This is a genomic window from Plantactinospora mayteni (assembly GCF_016862935.1).
Lineage (GTDB): Bacteria > Actinomycetota > Actinomycetes > Mycobacteriales > Micromonosporaceae > Plantactinospora > Plantactinospora mayteni.
Genome location: NZ_BONX01000045.1, coordinates 172615 through 186940, shown reverse-complemented (window position 1 = coordinate 186940; position 14326 = coordinate 172615). Strand labels below are relative to the sequence as shown.

The window sequence follows — 14326 nt, the reverse complement described above, 5'->3', positions numbered from 1 at the left end:
TGTGCGGCTCGGTCTCTCCGGCTCGACTCCCGAGCTGCGGCCATTTCAGGCGCATGATTGTCAGAGACTTCGGCAAAGTGTTACCGTCGCCACGTCATCGGGCAGCGGCCCAGGTCGCAGCCTTCGGACCTCATGAGGAGTCGCGCGTCGTGAGCGTTCTTTCCGCAGCCGAGAGCGCTGCACCGGCTGCCGCCGAACGCCCTCGTGGCGTCGTCGTCACCGGCGCCGCCCGTGGCCTCGGCAGGGCTATCGCCGAGCGGTTCGCCGCTGCCGGGCACGCGGTGGTCGCGCTCGACGTCTCCGCCGACGCGGCCTCGTTCGCCAGCGGTCTCGGTGCCGGGCACGACGCGGTGGTGGGGGACGCCGGAGACCCCGAGACGGTCGCCCGCGCGTGCGAACGAGCGGCCGAACTCGGCGGCGGCGGTCTCGGGACGTACGTCGTGAACGCTGGCGTGCACTCGACCGGTCCCGCCACGGAGTACCCGCTCGAGGAGTGGGACCGGTTGATCGACGTGAATCTGCGGGCGGCGTTCGTCGGGGCCAGGGTGGCGCGCGGCTACTTCACCGACGGCTCCAGCGTCGTGATGCTCTCGTCGATCTGCGCCTCGCAGGGCTTCGCCGGCCGCGCCGCGTACTGTGCCTCGAAGGCGGGGATCGACGGGCTGGTCCGCTCGCTGGCGATGGAGTGGGGACCGGACGGGATCCGGGTCAACGCGGTCGCCCCCGGCACCATCCGGACCGAGATGCAGCGGGCCGCCGTGGCCAGCGGTGCGGCGTCGAACGAGCAGTACCTCGGCCGCATCCCCCTGGAGCGCGTGGGCGAGCCGCACGAGATCGCGGACGCGGTCTTCTATCTCGCATCACCCCAGGCCAGCTACATCAGCGGAGTGGTCCTCCCCGTCGATGGCGGCTGGGCGGGCGGCGGACTGCCGGCCTCCGGCTGACTCCGCGCCGTCACTGGTTCCCCAGGCAAGAGAAGAGGCAGCAATGGTCCAGGTCGGTCTGCTCCTGAGCGACGTCCCGAAGTCGGTCACCCCGGCGCGGCAGTTCGCGGATGTCCGGCGCATCGTGGCAGCCGCTCAGGAGAGCGGCTTCAGGTACATCGCGATCGGGCAGCACTTCCTGTACGGCGAGCTGCGCTGGTTGCAGCCCGTGCCGCTGCTGGCCCGGTTGGCCGCCGACGTCGACCCCGACGTCCGGCTGGTCACCCAGATCATGATCGCGCCGCTCTACCACCCGGTACTGCTGGCCGAGGAGATCGCGACCCTGGACGTGGTCACCGAGGGCCGGCTGATCTTCGGCGCCGGCCTGGGCTACCGGCCCGAGGAGTTCGACTACCTCGACGTGCCCTACAAGCAGCGGGCCGGCCGGTTCGACGAGTCGCTGGAGCTGATGAAGAAGCTCTGGACCCAGGAGACCGTCAACCACCAGGGCAGGTACTGGACCCTCGAGGACGTACACCCGCACCTGTTCCCGGTCCAGCAGCCGCACCCGCCGATCTGGATCGGCGCGCACGCCATCCCCGGCGTGCGGCGGGCGGCGAAGTACGGCGATGCCTACGCCTGCCCACCCGAGGCCCCGAAGCACGAGGTCGCGAAGCGGTACGCCGTCGTCCGGGACGGGTTCGCGGAGCGGGGCAAGGAGTTCACCCCGCAGCCGCTGCGCCGCAACTGCCTCATCGCGGACAGCCGCGAGCAGGCCATGGTGGAGTACGCCCGAGTCGCCCAGGGGCGCTACCTCACGTACGCGAAGAAGGGCCTGGACGTGATGGCGGACACCGACCTGGAGAACGAGTTCGCCAAGGCCGTCTCCGGGCACGCCGTGATCGGCACCCCCGAGGACGTGGTCAACCAGTTGACCGACCTGGTCACCACGCTGCCGGTGGACCCGCTGCTGATCCGCCCGCAGTGGCCGACCATGGACGGCGACGAGACCATCGCCGCGATCCGCCGCTTCGGCAAGGAGGTGGTGCCGGCGATGAACGCGATCACCCCGCGCACCGACATCCCGGAGGAGTCGTTCCGGGCGCCGGAGGGTGCGGAATGAGCCAGCCGAGGCCGATGGTCTACCGGGACCTGGTGCCGACCTTCCCGGACCCGGAGACGTGGACCTTCGACCACGTGCTCCGGCACCATGCCGCGCAGCGACCGGATGCGGTCTGCCTCGACGTGCCGGAGGAGGACGCGACCTGGACCTACGCGCAAGCACTGGAGAGCGCCGAGCGCGTGGCCAGCACGCTCTACCGCAGCGGAGCGGCCCAGGGCGACCGGGTCGTCATCATGAACCTGAACTCCTCGCAGCTCGTCCGCACCTGGTGGGGTACGGCGGTCGGCGGCCTCGTCGAGGTGCCGATCAACACCAACTACGAGGGCGAGTTCCTCCGCCACCAGCTCGACATCGCACAGGCCCGGTACGCCGTCATCGACGACGCCTTCGTCGAGCGGTGGGTGGCGATCGCCGAGCACGTCCGGGGCATCGAGAAGTTCTGGATCAGGGACACCGGCGTCGGCATCAGGGACAAGGCGATCTCCCTGCTCACCGAGACCGGCTTCCAGGCCGCGGCGTGGGAGGAGCTCGAGAGCGGCGCGAAGGTCGAGCTGCCCACCCCGAAGCCGCAGGACCTCGGCGCGATCTTCTACACCTCCGGCACGACCGGCCCGTCCAAGGGGGTCGCGATGCCGCACTCCCAGCTCTACTTCTTCGGGCAGGAGGTGGTCTGCCTGACCCGGCTCACGGCGGAGGACGTCTACCTGACCACCACGCCGCTGTTCCACGGCAACGCGCAGTTCATGGCCGTCTATCCGGTGATCGTGGCGGGCGGCCGGGCGGTCGTCCGCGCGAAGTTCAGCGCCAGCCGGTGGATCGACCACGTCCGCGACTCCGGCGTCACGGTGACCAACTTCGTCGGCGTGATGATGGACTTCGCCTGGAAGCAGGAGCCCCGGGAGAACGACCGGGACAACAAGCTCCGCTGCGTGTACGCGGCACCGACGGCGAGCACGATCGTCAAGCAGTTCCAGCAGCGCTACGGCATCGAGGCATTCGTGGACGCCTTCGGCCTGACCGAGACGTGCGCGCCGATCCTCTCGCCGTATGGCGTGCCGCGGCCCCCGGGCGCGGCGGGGTTGCAGGCCGCGGACTGGTTCGACATCCGGCTGGTGGACCCGGAGACCGACCGCGAGGTCCCGGTCGGGGAGATCGGCGAGCTGGTGGTGCGTCCGGTGCAGCCGTGGACGTGCAGCAACGGCTACTACAACATGCCGGAGAAGACGCTCGAGGCGTGGCGCAACCTGTGGTTCCACACCGGTGACGCGCTGCGCAGGGACGAGGACGGCTGGTATTACTTCGTCGACCGGTACAAGGACGCGCTGCGTCGCCGTGGGGAGAACATCAGCTCCTACGAGGTCGAGCAGGCGTTCCTGCAACACCCGTCGGTGACCGAGTGTGCCGTCGTCGGCGTACCGGCGGAGGTGGAAGCCGGCGAGGACGAGGTGCTCGCCGTCGTCGTCACCGCCGAGCCGGTGGACCCCCAGGCACTGCTCTCCTGGTGCAGGGGAAAGATCCCCGCGTTCGCCATCCCACGGTTTCTGCGGATCGTGGACGCTCTGCCGAAGACGCCGTCGGAGAAGGTGCGCAAGGCCGCGCTCCGCGAGGCCGGCATCACCACCGACACCTTCGACCGGACCGCGCTCTCGGCGCTGAAGGAAGGCTGAGACGTGGACTACACCCCCGACCCGATCCACGAGGACATCCGGCAGGCGGTGCGCGCGCTGTGCCGGAAGTTCCCGGACGAGTACTGGATGGAGCACGACACCAACCACGAGTTCCCGTGGACGTTCTACCACGCCATCGCCGAGGCGGGCTGGCTCGGACTGACCGTCCCCGAGGAGTACGGCGGCGGTGGGCTCGGCGTGACCGAGGCCGCGATCGTGGAGCAGGAGATCTCGGCTTCCGGCGCGGGCATGGGCGGGTGCAGCGCCGTGCACATCGGCATCTTCGGCTTCGAGCCGATCATCCAGCACGGCAGTGCGGAGCTGAAGAAGCGGTTCCTGCCGCGCGTGGTCACCGGAGACCTGCACACCGCGTTCGCGGTCACCGAGCCGGATGCCGGCACCGACACCACCAACATCTCGACCTTCGCCCGGAAGGTCGACGGCGGCTGGCTGGTGTCGGGCAAGAAGGTGTGGATCACCAAGGCGCTGGAGGCGGAGCGGATGCTCCTGCTCTGCCGTACCAGCCCGCGCGACCCGAACGGCAAGCGCTCCGACGGGATGACGCTGATGTTCGCCGAGATGGACCGGGACAGGGTCCAGATCCGGCCGATCCCCAAGATGGGCCGCAACGCGGTCGACACCAACGAACTCTTCATCGACGAGCTCTTCGTGGCGGACGAGGACGTCGTGGGCGAGGTCGGCAAGGGCTTCCGCGCGATCCTCGGCGGGCTGAACGCCGAGCGCGTGATCTCGGCCAACGCGGCGCTCGGGCTGGGCAGGGCGGCGCTGCGCCGGGGTGTCCAGTACGCCAACGAACGTGAGGTGTTCGGTCGGCCGATCGGCAAGAACCAGGGCATCGCGTTCCAGCTCGCCGAGGCCAAGATCCGGATCGAGGCTGCCGAGGCGGTGTTGCAGAAGGCGACCTGGATGGTCGACCAGGGCCTGCCGTGCGGCGCCGAGGCGAACTACGCCAAGTGGCTCTGCGCCGAGGCGGGCTTCTATGCCGCCGACGTCGCGCTCCAGGTGCACGGCGGCTTCGGGTACGGCAAGGAGTTCCACGTCGAGCGCTACTTCCGCGAGGCCCGGCTGATGCGGATCGCCCCGATCAGCCAGGAGATGGTTCTCAACTACGTCGCCGAGCACGTGCTCGGACTGCCCCGGAGCTACTGATGAAGCCGTACCGCTCGGTCCTCTTCGTCCCCGGCCACCGCCCGGCCTGGGTCGAGAAGGCGATCGCCGCCGGAGCCGACTGCCTCGTCCTCGATCTGGAGGACTCGGTGCCCGACGGGGAGAAGGAGGCCGCTCGCGCCGTCGTCGCCGAGTCGATCTCCCGGGTCCGCCAGACCGACGACCGGGTGGGCCTGCTGGTGCGGGTGAACCCGCTCGCCACCAGGCTGACCGGCGCCGACCTCGAGGCGGTCGTCGTACCGGGCCTGGACGGGGTGTTCACGCCGAAGATCGAGAAGGCCACCGACGTACTCCGGTACGACGCGCTGCTCGACCACTTCGAGGCACGCAACGGCGTCGGGGGCCTGGAGTACGTCGTGCCGGTCGAGACCGTGCCGGCGGTACAGAACTGCCGGGAGATCGCGCTCGCCTCGCCACGGGTCGGCGCGATGATCGGCCCGAGCGCCGAGCACGCCGACATCGCGCGGGCGGTCGGCTACGAGTGGACCCCGGAAGGGCTGGAGACGCTCTACCTCCGCAGCCGAGTCCTGCTCGCGTGCCGCGAGGCGGGCATCCACGCGCTGACCGGCCTCTGGGAGGACCTGGCGAACCTCGACGGGCTCCGGGAGTTCGCGCTGCGCGGCCGGCAGCTCGGCTTCCGCGGGATGGTCGCCATCCATCCCTCGCACGTGGCGACGGTGAACGACGTGTTCACGCCGTCGGCGGACGACATCGCGTTCTACCAGGGCATGGTCGAGGCGTACGAGGCTGCCGCCGCGGAGGGTAGGGGTGCGCTGCGCTACCGGGGCCTGCACATCGACCGGGCGCACTACGACAAGGCGGTCGAGTGGCTCGACCGTGCAGCGCTGGTCAACGGTGACGAGCGGACAGGAGAAGGCCGATGACGATGCGAGGTCTCTACTTCGAGGAGTTCGAGGTCGGCGCACACTACAGGCACGGCCTCACCCGGACCGTCACCGAGATGGACAACGTGCTGTTCACCTCGCTGACCATGAACGTGCAGCCGCTGCACCTCGACGAGGAGTTCAGCAAGAGCACGGTGCACGGCCAGCGAATCCTGAACAGCCTCTTCACGGTGGCGCTGATCGGCGCCTTCCACGTGCCGGAGCTGACCATGGGCACCACCCTGGGCAACCTCGGCTACGACAAGATCAAGTTTCCCAACCCTGTGTTCCACGGGGACACCCTGCGCGGCGAGACCACCATCCTCGACAAGCGCGAGTCCCGCAGCCGTACCGACTCCGGGATCGTCTGGTTCGAGCACATCGGGTTGAACCAGCGTGACCAGGTGGTCGTCGAGATGACCCGGGTTGGCCTGATGGCGAAACGACCCGCGAACGGAGCCGAATCATGACCGCCAGCACCGACACCGCACAGCACCCCATGCGGGACTGGGTCCCGTCGACCCGCACGCTGCTCGTCGGTGGCGAGATGCGGGACCCGGAGGGCGAGACCTGGGAGGTGCTGAATCCGGCCACCGAGGAGGTCATCGCGACCGTCGGCGGAGCCTCCGCCGCGCAGGTCGACGCCGCCGTGGCCGCGGCCCGCGAGGCGTTCCCGGCGTGGGCCGCGCTCTCCGGTGAGCAGCGTTCAGCACACCTGCACCGCTTCGCGGACGTACTCGAGAAGGCCGCCGACAGGCTGCTGCCCTCGATCGTGAACGAGGTCGGCACCCCGGTCTCGCTCGCCCGGTACCTCCAGGTCAAGATGGCCGTCGACGAGCACCTGCGGTGGGCGGCGGAGGCCGCGAAGGTGGACCGGACCGTCCACCTGGGTGGCTACGACAAGCCGCACCCGACGGAGAGCGACGTCGTACACCAACCCGTCGGCGTGGTGGCCGCGATCACCGGGTACAACTACCCGCTGAATCTGGCGATCTTCAAGTTCGGTGCCGCGCTCGCGGCCGGCTGCACCGTCGTGCTGCTCCCCTCGCCGCGCACCCCGCTGACCACCCTGCTGCTCGGTGAGCTGATCCAGGAGGCCGGGCTGCCGGCCGGCGTCATGAACGTGCTGATCGGCGGTGCCGACGTCGGGCGGCAGTTGTCCGCCCACCGGGGCGTCGACCGGGTCTCCTTCACCGGCTCGGACGGCGTCGGAGCGAAGATCATGGAGCAGGCCGCGCAGAACCTTGCCGGCGTCACCCTCGAACTCGGCGGCAAGTCGGCCAGCATCGTGATGCCGGACGTCGACGTCACCAAGATCGCCGTCGAGATGCACCTGCGCTGGTCCCGCAACGGCGGGCAGGGCTGTGCCGCGCTGGCCCGGCTGCTCGTGCACGAGAGCAGGTACGACCAGTTCCTCGCGGCAGGTGCGGCGGCGTTCGACCAGATGGTCGTCGGCGACCCCTGGGACCCGGCCACGAACGTCGGCCCGATGATCCGGCCCGATCACAAAGCTCGGGTGCTCGGCTTCGTCGACGAGGCGGTGCAGGTCGGCGGCACCAAGCTGCTCGAGGTCACCAGGCCGCTTCCGGAGAAGGGGTACTTCGTCAACCCGGTACTCCTCGGTGACCTGCCGCACGACGCCCGGGCGGTCCAGGAGGAGATCTTCGGCCCGGTCGCCGTGGTACTGCCGTTCAAGGACACCGAGGAGGCGATCCGGCTCGCGAACGACACGGCGTACGGGCTCGCGGCCAACGTCTGGTGCGACGACCCGGTCGAGGCGCGGCGGGTGGCCGAGCAGGTCCGGGCCGGCACGGTCTGGATCAACGGCGGCGGCGGGATGCGTCCGGACGCCCCGTTCGGCGGCTACGGGCGCTCCGGTGTCGGGCGTGAGCTGGGCGAGTGGGGCATGAAGGAGTACCTCGAGGTCAAGCACATCCAGTGGAGGGTCTGATGTCCGGGCCGCTCGCGGGCGTTCGCGTGCTCGAACTCGGCTCGATGTACGCCGCGCCGACCTGTGGCCGGATGCTCCGCGACTTCGGCGCGGAGGTGATCAAGGTCGAGGACCCCGTGGCGGGCGACTACGCCCGGCAGTGGACCCCGATGAAGAACGGCCAGTCCATGGGCTTCGCCCGGATCAACTCCGGCAAGCGCTCGGTGGCGATAGACCTGCGTACCACCGAGGGGCGTGATCTGGTCCGCCGGCTCGCGGCACAGGTCGACGTCGTCATCGAGTCGTTCCGGCCGGGCCGGATGGCCGAGTGGGGAATCGGCTACGAAACACTCTCCGCCGACAACCCCGGCCTGGTGCTCACCAGCGTCAGCGGGTTCGGCCAGACCGGCCCGTACCGCGCGCGTCCGGGCTTCGGCACGGTCGCCGAGACCGGCAGCGGCTTCGCGTACATCAACGGATGGCCCGAGACACCGCCCACCTCTCCGCCGTTCGGCTTCGCCGACTCCATCGCCGGCATCTCCGCCGCGATGGGGACCGCGATGTCGCTGTACCGGCGCGAGCGCACCGGCCAGGGCGACCACGTGGACGTCGCACTCTACGAGCCGCTGATGTTCATCGTCGGCGACATGATCCTCAACTACACCGGCACCGGCTTCGTGCAGGGGCGGGTCGGCAACGGCACCGGCTCGGCGTCACCGCGCGGGGTGTACGAGGCCGCCGACGGCAGGTGGCTGTCGATCGCCGCGTCGAACCAGGGGATTGCCAAGCGGCTCTTCGCGGCGATGGGCCGGCCGGAGATGATCGACGACCCCCGCTACGCGACCAACGAGGTCCGGATGCGGCACAACGACGAACTCCAGGAGATCGTCAAGGACTGGGTCGCCGAGCGGACCCGCGCGGAGGTCCTCGATGTGCTGGGCAGGTTCGAGGTGGTCTGCTCGCAGGTCAACGACGCCAGCGACATCGTGCTGGACCCGCACTACCTGGACCGGACGCTGGTGGAGCTCACCGGCAGCGAAGCGCTCGGCAAAGTACTCATGCCCGGACCGGTGCTCCACGTGAAAAGCTACGACGGACCCGCGTACGACGGGGTGCCGTCGATCGGCGAGCACACCGGTGAGGTGCTCGGTGAGCTGCTTAAACTCGACTCCGATGCGCTGAACGCCCTCGTCGTCGCGGGGACCGTCAAGCTGGCCTGACCGTTATGGCTGCCCGCCGTCGACCGTGATGACCGAACCGGTGGTGTAGCTGGACAGGTCGCTGGCCAGATACAGCGCGGCACCCACGATCTCCTCGGGCTCCCCGCCGCGCCGGAGGGCGAAGGTCTCCGCACGCCTGGCGAACGCGTCCATGTCCCAGGCTTTGCTGACGTCGGTGAGGAAGGTGCCGGCCATGATCGCGTTGACCCGCACCCCGGGGCCGAAGGTGTGCGCGAAGCCGACGGTGAGCGCGTTCAGGCCGGCCTTGGCCGCCGCGTAGGGGAGGATGTGTGGCCTGGGGTGGACCGCGCCGGCACTGGAGATGTTGATGATCGAGCCGCCTTCGCCCTCGGCCATTCGGCTGCCGACCAGCGCCGTGAGCCGGAACGGGCCCTTGAGGTTGACGTCGACGACCTTGTCGAACAGGGCCTCCGAGACGTCCACGACCCGGTCGTAGCGCGGGGACATGCCGGCGTTGTTCACGAACACGTCGATGCGGCCGAGTTCGTCGTACACCTGGTCGACGAAGCCGTCCAGCGCGTCCCAGCGGCCGACGTGCGCGCCGATGCCGATCGCCCGACGCCCGGTCTCCCCGGCGACCTCCGCCGCCAGTTCCTCGCAGGAGGCGCCGTTGCGGCTGGCGATCACCACGTCGGCACCCGCGCGGGCGAATCCCCAGGTCATCGCGCGGCCCAGCCCGCGACTACCTCCGGTGACCACGGCGATCTTTCCGGACAGGTCGAAGTGCGGCGGGGAGGTGGTCATGCTGCGGCTCCTGGTCACTGTAGTTGCGGGAAGTTACTTGACGCTGCGGCGCCAATCTATCAGTATGGTGATCATAGTTATCATCCACGGTGAGCGGACCCCAGCTCACTCGACCTTCCCGGAAGGGTCCCACGTGACGGGCTTCCAACCGACCCCAGAACAAGTCCAGCTGCGTGAGCTGGCGGCCCAGGTCGCCCGTGAGGTCTACGCCCCGCACGCCGCTGAATGGGACCTGCATCGCACCGCACTTCCCGACATCGAGGTAAAGCGGCTGGCCGAGCTGGGCTTCCTCGGCATCGTCTTTCCCGAGGAGTACGGCGGTCAAGGCGGCACCCTCTACGACGCGCTGATCGTGATAGAGGAGCTGGCAAAGGAGTGCCGCCCGGCGGCATTCCAGGTCTTCGAGGCCAACGTCGGCCCGATCCGCGTGATCCAGTTCTTCGGCACCGAGGAGCAGAGGCGGCGGTACATCCCGGCGGTCACCCGTGGCGAGGTGACCATGGCGATCGGCATCTCCGAGCCGGACGCCGGTTCGGCGGCGACCGACATCCGCACCATGGCGCGCCGCGAGGGGGACGAGTTCGTGATCACCGGCGCCAAGCGGTGGATCTCGAACGGCGGGCACGCCGACCATTACCTGGTGTACTGCCGCCTGACCGACGAGCCGGGCGCGAAGGGCATCGGTGCGATCATCGTGCCGGCCGACACCCCGGGCTTCTCGACCGGTGCTCCCGAGCGGCTGATGGGATTCCGGGGCATCCCGAGCGCCGACCTGTACTTCGACGAGGTGCGGGTACCCGCCGAGAACCTTGTGATCGCGCCGGGCGGCTTCCGTCGCCTTTTCGGCGTGTTCTCGATCGAGCGGCTCGGCAACGCGACGATGAGCCTGGCTATCGGGCAGGCCAGTCTGGACCGGGCCGTCGCGTACGTCCAGGAGCGGGAGCAGTTCGGCCGGCCGCTGATCGACTTCCAGAACGTGCAGATGACCCTCGCGTCGATGGCGACCCAGGTCGAGGCGGCCCGGCTGCTCATCCAGCGCGCGGCGCTCAACGCCGGCTCGGAGCTGCCGGCATCCTACGAGGTGTCGCTGGCCAAGTGCTTCGCCAACGAGATGGGCAAGCAGGTCTCGGACTGGTCGATGCAACTGCACGGTGGCAACGGCTACAGCGAGGAGTACGGCATCGAGCGGCTGCACCGTGACGCGCACGGCTGGGCGATCGCGGGCGGGACACCAGCCATCCAGCGGGTCAGGATCGCGTCGGAACTGACGGGGCGCAGATTCAACCAGCGGCCTCGGGAGGGAGCGGGCTGATGTCCGGCTGGTTCGAGCTGAGTCAGAAGTACCTCGACCTGCGGAGCGAGGCGCGGGCGTTGGCGGCTGCCTGCGCGGACATCGCCGACCGCGCCGACGAGGCGGACAGCTTCGACCCCGACGTGCGTACGCGGCTCAAGGAATCCGGTCTTGCCGCTGTGCTGGTGGCGGCGGAGTACGGCGGTCGCTACGAGGCGGTCGACTCCCTCGCCGCCACCGTGGTCCGCGAGGCGCTGGCCTACGAGAGCGGCCACCTCGACTCGATGTTCGCGATGCAGGGGATCGGCAGCTACGCGGTCTCCGTCGCCGGCTCCGACGAGATCCGCCGGGAGTGGCTGCCGAAGGTCGCCGCCCTGGAGGCGGTCAGCGCGATCGGCCTGACCGAGCCCGACGTCGGCTCCGACCTGCGGTCGATCACCACCACCGTGGTCGAGAAGGGCGGTGAGCTGGTCGTCAACGGCCACAAGTCCTTCATCACCAACGCCGGTGACGCGTCCTTCTACGAGATCCTGGCCAGGGAGGGCGACGGCTACTCCCTGGTGTTCGTGCCTGCGGACACGCCGGGATTGTCGGTGGCGAAGCGGCATCAGATCATCGCGCCGCACGTGCTCGGCGACGTGATCCTGGACGACGTGCACGTGCCGTCGGCCAACCGGCTCGGCAAGCCCGGCGCCGGCTTCAAGCTGATGCTCGCCACCCTCGCCACGTTCCGGGTCTCCGTCGCCGGTGCCGCGGTAGGGGTGGCGCAGGCCGCGCTCGACGAAGCGGTCCGGCACGCCAGCCAGCGAGAACAGTTCGGCACGACGCTGGCCAGGCTCGGCGGTGTGCCCGCGACGCTCGCGACCTGCTGGGTCGAGATCGAGATGGCACGTTCGCTCACCTACCGGGCGGCTGCGGCGGCGGCGCAGGACCCGCTCGGCGCGCTGGACCTGTCGTCGATGGCGAAGGTCGGCGCTACCGAGGTGGCCGGCCGGGTCACCGACCGCTGCGTACAGGTGATGGGCCGGTTCGGGCTGATCCGCGGCAGCAAGATCGAGCGGCTCTACCGTGGGGCCCGGCCGATGCGGATCTACGAGGGATCCACCGAGGTCATCCTCGACTCACTCGCCAAGAAGCTGGTCAAGGACCGGGCCAAGGGAGCGACCACGAAGTGATCATCGACTGCCACGCACACGTCTGGCCCGACCACATCGCCGAGGCGATGCGGCAGCAGAGCCCGGCCGGGCTGAAGCTCCGGTACGACGGCACGGTGTCCGGGCTGCTGCGCACCATGGACGAGGCTGGCATCGACAAGGCGTTGGCACTCGGAGTCGCGGTCAAGGCATCCACGGTTGCCCGGACCAACGAGTTCATCGGCACCGTGCCGCGTGACCGGCTGCTGCCCTTCGGCACCGTGCACCCGGAGCTGTCGGTCGAGGAGAACCTCAGGCACCTGCGCGACAACGGGATCGTCGGGGTGAAGCTGCATCCCCTGTTCCAGTCCGTATCGCTGGCCGACCCGAAGGTGCACGAGATCCTGGCCGCCCTCGCCACGGCGGGCATCCCGGTGGTGACCCACGCCGGCGCCGGTGGGGACCGGGAGGCGAGCGACCGGGGGGCGCCACACCTGCTGCGCAGGGTCGCGGAGACGATCCCCGACCTGATCCTGATCGCCTGCCACTACGGCGGCTACCACCGGCTCGACGAGGCGCAGGAGCACGTGGTCGGCACGCGCGTGGTGATCGAGACCTCGTGGCCGCCGACCATGGCCGAGCTCGAGCCGGAGCGGATCCGCGACCTGGTCCGCAGGCACGGGGCCGACCGGGTGGTGTTCGGCTCGGACTGGCCGATGGCGGACCCCGGGGCCGAGATCGCCGCGATCCGCAACCTCGGCCTCACCAGGGACGAGGAGGACGCCGTCCTCGGCGGCAACCTGGCCCGGATCCTCGGGCTCCCGGACAGCGCGGCGTGAGCGGCAACGTCCGGCTCGGTGCCGGTATGGCGTTCTGGGGCGACAGCGTCAGGCCCGCGATCGAGATGGTCGAGCGCGGTGACATCGACTACCTCTGCTGCGACCACCTCGCCGAGCTGACCATGTCGATCCTCGCCAAGCAGCGCGCCCGCGACCCGTCCCTCGGCTACACCCCGGACATCCTCGACCTGCTCCGTGGCGCCCTGCCCCACTGTGTCGAGAAGGGCATCAGGGTCGTCACCAACTCCGGCGGGGCGAACCCCCGGGCTGCGGCGGAGAGCGTGGTGGCGCTCTGTAGGGAACTCGGGCTCTCCGGCGTACGTGTCGCGGTGGTCACCGGCGACGACATCGGGGCGGACATCGATGACCTGGTCGCCCAGGGCGTCGACTTCGCGAACCTGGACACCGGCGAGCCGCTGTCGACCGTACGCGATCGACTCACCCACGCCGCCGTCTACACCGGCTGCGAGGGGATCGTGGCGGCGCTCCGGCAGGGCGCGGACATCGTCATCTGCGGCCGGGTCACCGACATCGCCCTCTATCTCGGGCCGCTCGTCCACGAGTTCGGGTGGGCCCCCGACGACTGGGAACGGCTCGGCAGGGCCACCGTCGTCGCACACGCCATCGAGTGCGGCGGGCAGGCGACCGGCGGGCTGTACGCCGGGGACTGGGCCGGGGTGGACGGGCTGGAGCAGCTCGGGTACCCGATCGCGGAGGTTGCCGAGGACGGGACCGCGGTGCTCACCAAGACCCCCGCCTCCGGCGGTCGCGTCGACGTCGGCACGGTCAGCGAGCAACTGGTCTACGAGATCCTGGACCCGGCCAACTACCTCACGGCGGACGTGACCGCGGACTTCACCGGAGTGACGCTGGAAGAGGTCGGCCCGGACCGGGTCCGGATCACCGGTGGCACCGGCAGGCCGGCTCCCCAGACGCTGAAGGTCAACATGGGGTACCGCGCGGGGTTCGTCGGCGAGGCGCGGTTCAGCTACACCTGGCCGGACGCCTGGCAGAAGGCGCAGCGTGGCATCACGTTCCTCAAGAAGCGGCTGGAGCGCGCCGGCTTCGAGTACACCGACGAGATCGTCGAGTACCTCGGACACACCTCGATGTGGGGGAGCCGGGTGCCGGAGCCCCGTGACCCGGACCTCCCCGAGGTCGTCGTCCGGTACGCCGCCCGCTGCCCCGACCAGGCGCAGGCCCGCAAGGTGTTCACCGAGAGCGTCGCGCTCTACAACAACGGTCCCGCCGGTGTCGCCGGTGTCGGCACCCGCCCGCCGCTGAAAGAGCTCTACGCGATCTGGCCCTGCCTGATCCCACGGGAGCACGTGCGCCAGTCCGTCGAGCTGCTGGAGGTGTGAGG

13 protein-coding genes are annotated in these 14326 nt (G+C 69.8%); 12 read left to right on the top strand and 1 reads right to left on the bottom strand.

The features are described from left to right. Positions 1-149: 149 nt before the first annotated feature. Genes Pma05_RS30515 through Pma05_RS30480 form a run of 8 tightly spaced genes read left to right on the top strand, consistent with a single transcriptional unit; the run spans position 150 to position 8935 of the window. Positions 150-944: an SDR family NAD(P)-dependent oxidoreductase gene (locus Pma05_RS30515; protein WP_203860940.1), complete on the top strand. Its 795-nt coding sequence runs from the start codon at positions 150-152 to the stop codon at positions 942-944. 43 nt (positions 945-987) lie between these two features. Continuing rightward, the gene (locus Pma05_RS30510) at positions 988-2046 is read left to right on the top strand and encodes an LLM class flavin-dependent oxidoreductase (RefSeq protein ID WP_203860939.1); all 1059 of its coding nucleotides are present in this window, start codon (positions 988-990) and stop codon (positions 2044-2046) included. After that, positions 2043-3713, top strand: a complete 1671-nt coding sequence (locus Pma05_RS30505; RefSeq protein WP_203860938.1) for an AMP-binding protein — start codon at positions 2043-2045, stop codon at positions 3711-3713. Before Pma05_RS30510 ends, Pma05_RS30505 begins: the two co-directional genes overlap by 4 nt. Before the next feature lie 3 nt (positions 3714-3716). Beyond that, complete coding sequence (locus Pma05_RS30500) at positions 3717-4883, top strand: acyl-CoA dehydrogenase family protein (RefSeq protein ID WP_203860937.1); 1167 nt, start codon at positions 3717-3719, stop codon at positions 4881-4883. Next, complete coding sequence (locus Pma05_RS30495) at positions 4883-5785, top strand: HpcH/HpaI aldolase/citrate lyase family protein (RefSeq protein WP_203860936.1); 903 nt, start codon at positions 4883-4885, stop codon at positions 5783-5785. The genes Pma05_RS30500 and Pma05_RS30495 overlap by 1 nt, the downstream gene beginning before the upstream one ends. Continuing rightward, entirely contained in the window at positions 5782-6255 is a 474-nt protein-coding gene (locus tag Pma05_RS30490; protein ID WP_203860935.1) for a MaoC family dehydratase, read from the top strand. The genes Pma05_RS30495 and Pma05_RS30490 overlap by 4 nt, the downstream gene beginning before the upstream one ends. Then, positions 6252-7736, top strand: a complete 1485-nt coding sequence (locus Pma05_RS30485) for an aldehyde dehydrogenase family protein (RefSeq protein WP_203860934.1) — start codon at positions 6252-6254, stop codon at positions 7734-7736. Before Pma05_RS30490 ends, Pma05_RS30485 begins: the two co-directional genes overlap by 4 nt. After that, the gene (locus Pma05_RS30480) at positions 7736-8935 is read left to right on the top strand and encodes a CaiB/BaiF CoA transferase family protein (protein ID WP_203860933.1); all 1200 of its coding nucleotides are present in this window, start codon (positions 7736-7738) and stop codon (positions 8933-8935) included. Before Pma05_RS30485 ends, Pma05_RS30480 begins: the two co-directional genes overlap by 1 nt. A gap of 3 nt (positions 8936-8938) precedes the next feature. Here the strand turns inward: Pma05_RS30480 and Pma05_RS30475 are convergent, their stop codons facing one another. Continuing rightward, entirely contained in the window at positions 8939-9700 is a 762-nt protein-coding gene (locus Pma05_RS30475) for an SDR family NAD(P)-dependent oxidoreductase (RefSeq protein ID WP_203860932.1), read from the bottom strand. On the opposite strand from Pma05_RS30475, the gene Pma05_RS30470 reads away from it, so the two are divergent. Genes Pma05_RS30470 through Pma05_RS30455 form a run of 4 tightly spaced genes read left to right on the top strand, consistent with a single transcriptional unit; the run spans position 9699 to position 14324 of the window. Beyond that, positions 9699-11012 carry an acyl-CoA dehydrogenase family protein gene (locus Pma05_RS30470; protein ID WP_203860931.1) on the top strand — a complete coding sequence of 438 codons (1314 nt, stop codon included), beginning with the start codon at positions 9699-9701 and terminating at the stop codon, positions 11010-11012. The genes Pma05_RS30475 and Pma05_RS30470 overlap by 2 nt on opposite strands. Beyond that, positions 11012-12166: an acyl-CoA dehydrogenase family protein gene (locus Pma05_RS30465; RefSeq protein WP_203860930.1), complete on the top strand. Its 1155-nt coding sequence runs from the start codon at positions 11012-11014 to the stop codon at positions 12164-12166. The genes Pma05_RS30470 and Pma05_RS30465 overlap by 1 nt, the downstream gene beginning before the upstream one ends. After that, complete coding sequence (locus Pma05_RS30460) at positions 12163-12963, top strand: amidohydrolase family protein (protein WP_203860929.1); 801 nt, start codon at positions 12163-12165, stop codon at positions 12961-12963. The genes Pma05_RS30465 and Pma05_RS30460 overlap by 4 nt, the downstream gene beginning before the upstream one ends. Continuing rightward, a complete protein-coding gene (locus Pma05_RS30455; RefSeq protein ID WP_203860928.1) occupies positions 12960-14324 on the top strand; it encodes an acyclic terpene utilization AtuA family protein in 1365 nt (454 codons plus the stop codon). The genes Pma05_RS30460 and Pma05_RS30455 overlap by 4 nt, the downstream gene beginning before the upstream one ends. Positions 14325-14326 lie beyond the last annotated feature (2 nt).

Excerpts from the sequence above, each read along its gene's own strand:
- Pma05_RS30510 (WP_203860939.1), top strand. The coding sequence starts at position 988 with ATGGTCCAGGTCGGTCTGCTCCTGAGCGACGTCCCGAAGTCGGTCACC.
- Pma05_RS30505 (WP_203860938.1), top strand. The coding sequence starts at position 2,043 with ATGAGCCAGCCGAGGCCGATGGTCTACCGGGACCTGGTGCCGACCTTC.
- Pma05_RS30495 (WP_203860936.1), top strand. The coding sequence starts at position 4,883 with ATGAAGCCGTACCGCTCGGTCCTCTTCGTCCCCGGCCACCGCCCGGCC.
- Pma05_RS30490 (WP_203860935.1), top strand. The coding sequence starts at position 5,782 with ATGACGATGCGAGGTCTCTACTTCGAGGAGTTCGAGGTCGGCGCACAC.
- Pma05_RS30485 (WP_203860934.1), top strand. The coding sequence starts at position 6,252 with ATGACCGCCAGCACCGACACCGCACAGCACCCCATGCGGGACTGGGTC.
- Pma05_RS30480 (WP_203860933.1), top strand. The coding sequence starts at position 7,736 with ATGTCCGGGCCGCTCGCGGGCGTTCGCGTGCTCGAACTCGGCTCGATG.
- Pma05_RS30470 (WP_203860931.1), top strand. The coding sequence starts at position 9,699 with ATGCTGCGGCTCCTGGTCACTGTAGTTGCGGGAAGTTACTTGACGCTG.
- Pma05_RS30475 (WP_203860932.1), bottom strand. The coding sequence starts at position 9,700 with ATGACCACCTCCCCGCCGCACTTCGACCTGTCCGGAAAGATCGCCGTG.
- Pma05_RS30465 (WP_203860930.1), top strand. The coding sequence starts at position 11,012 with ATGTCCGGCTGGTTCGAGCTGAGTCAGAAGTACCTCGACCTGCGGAGC.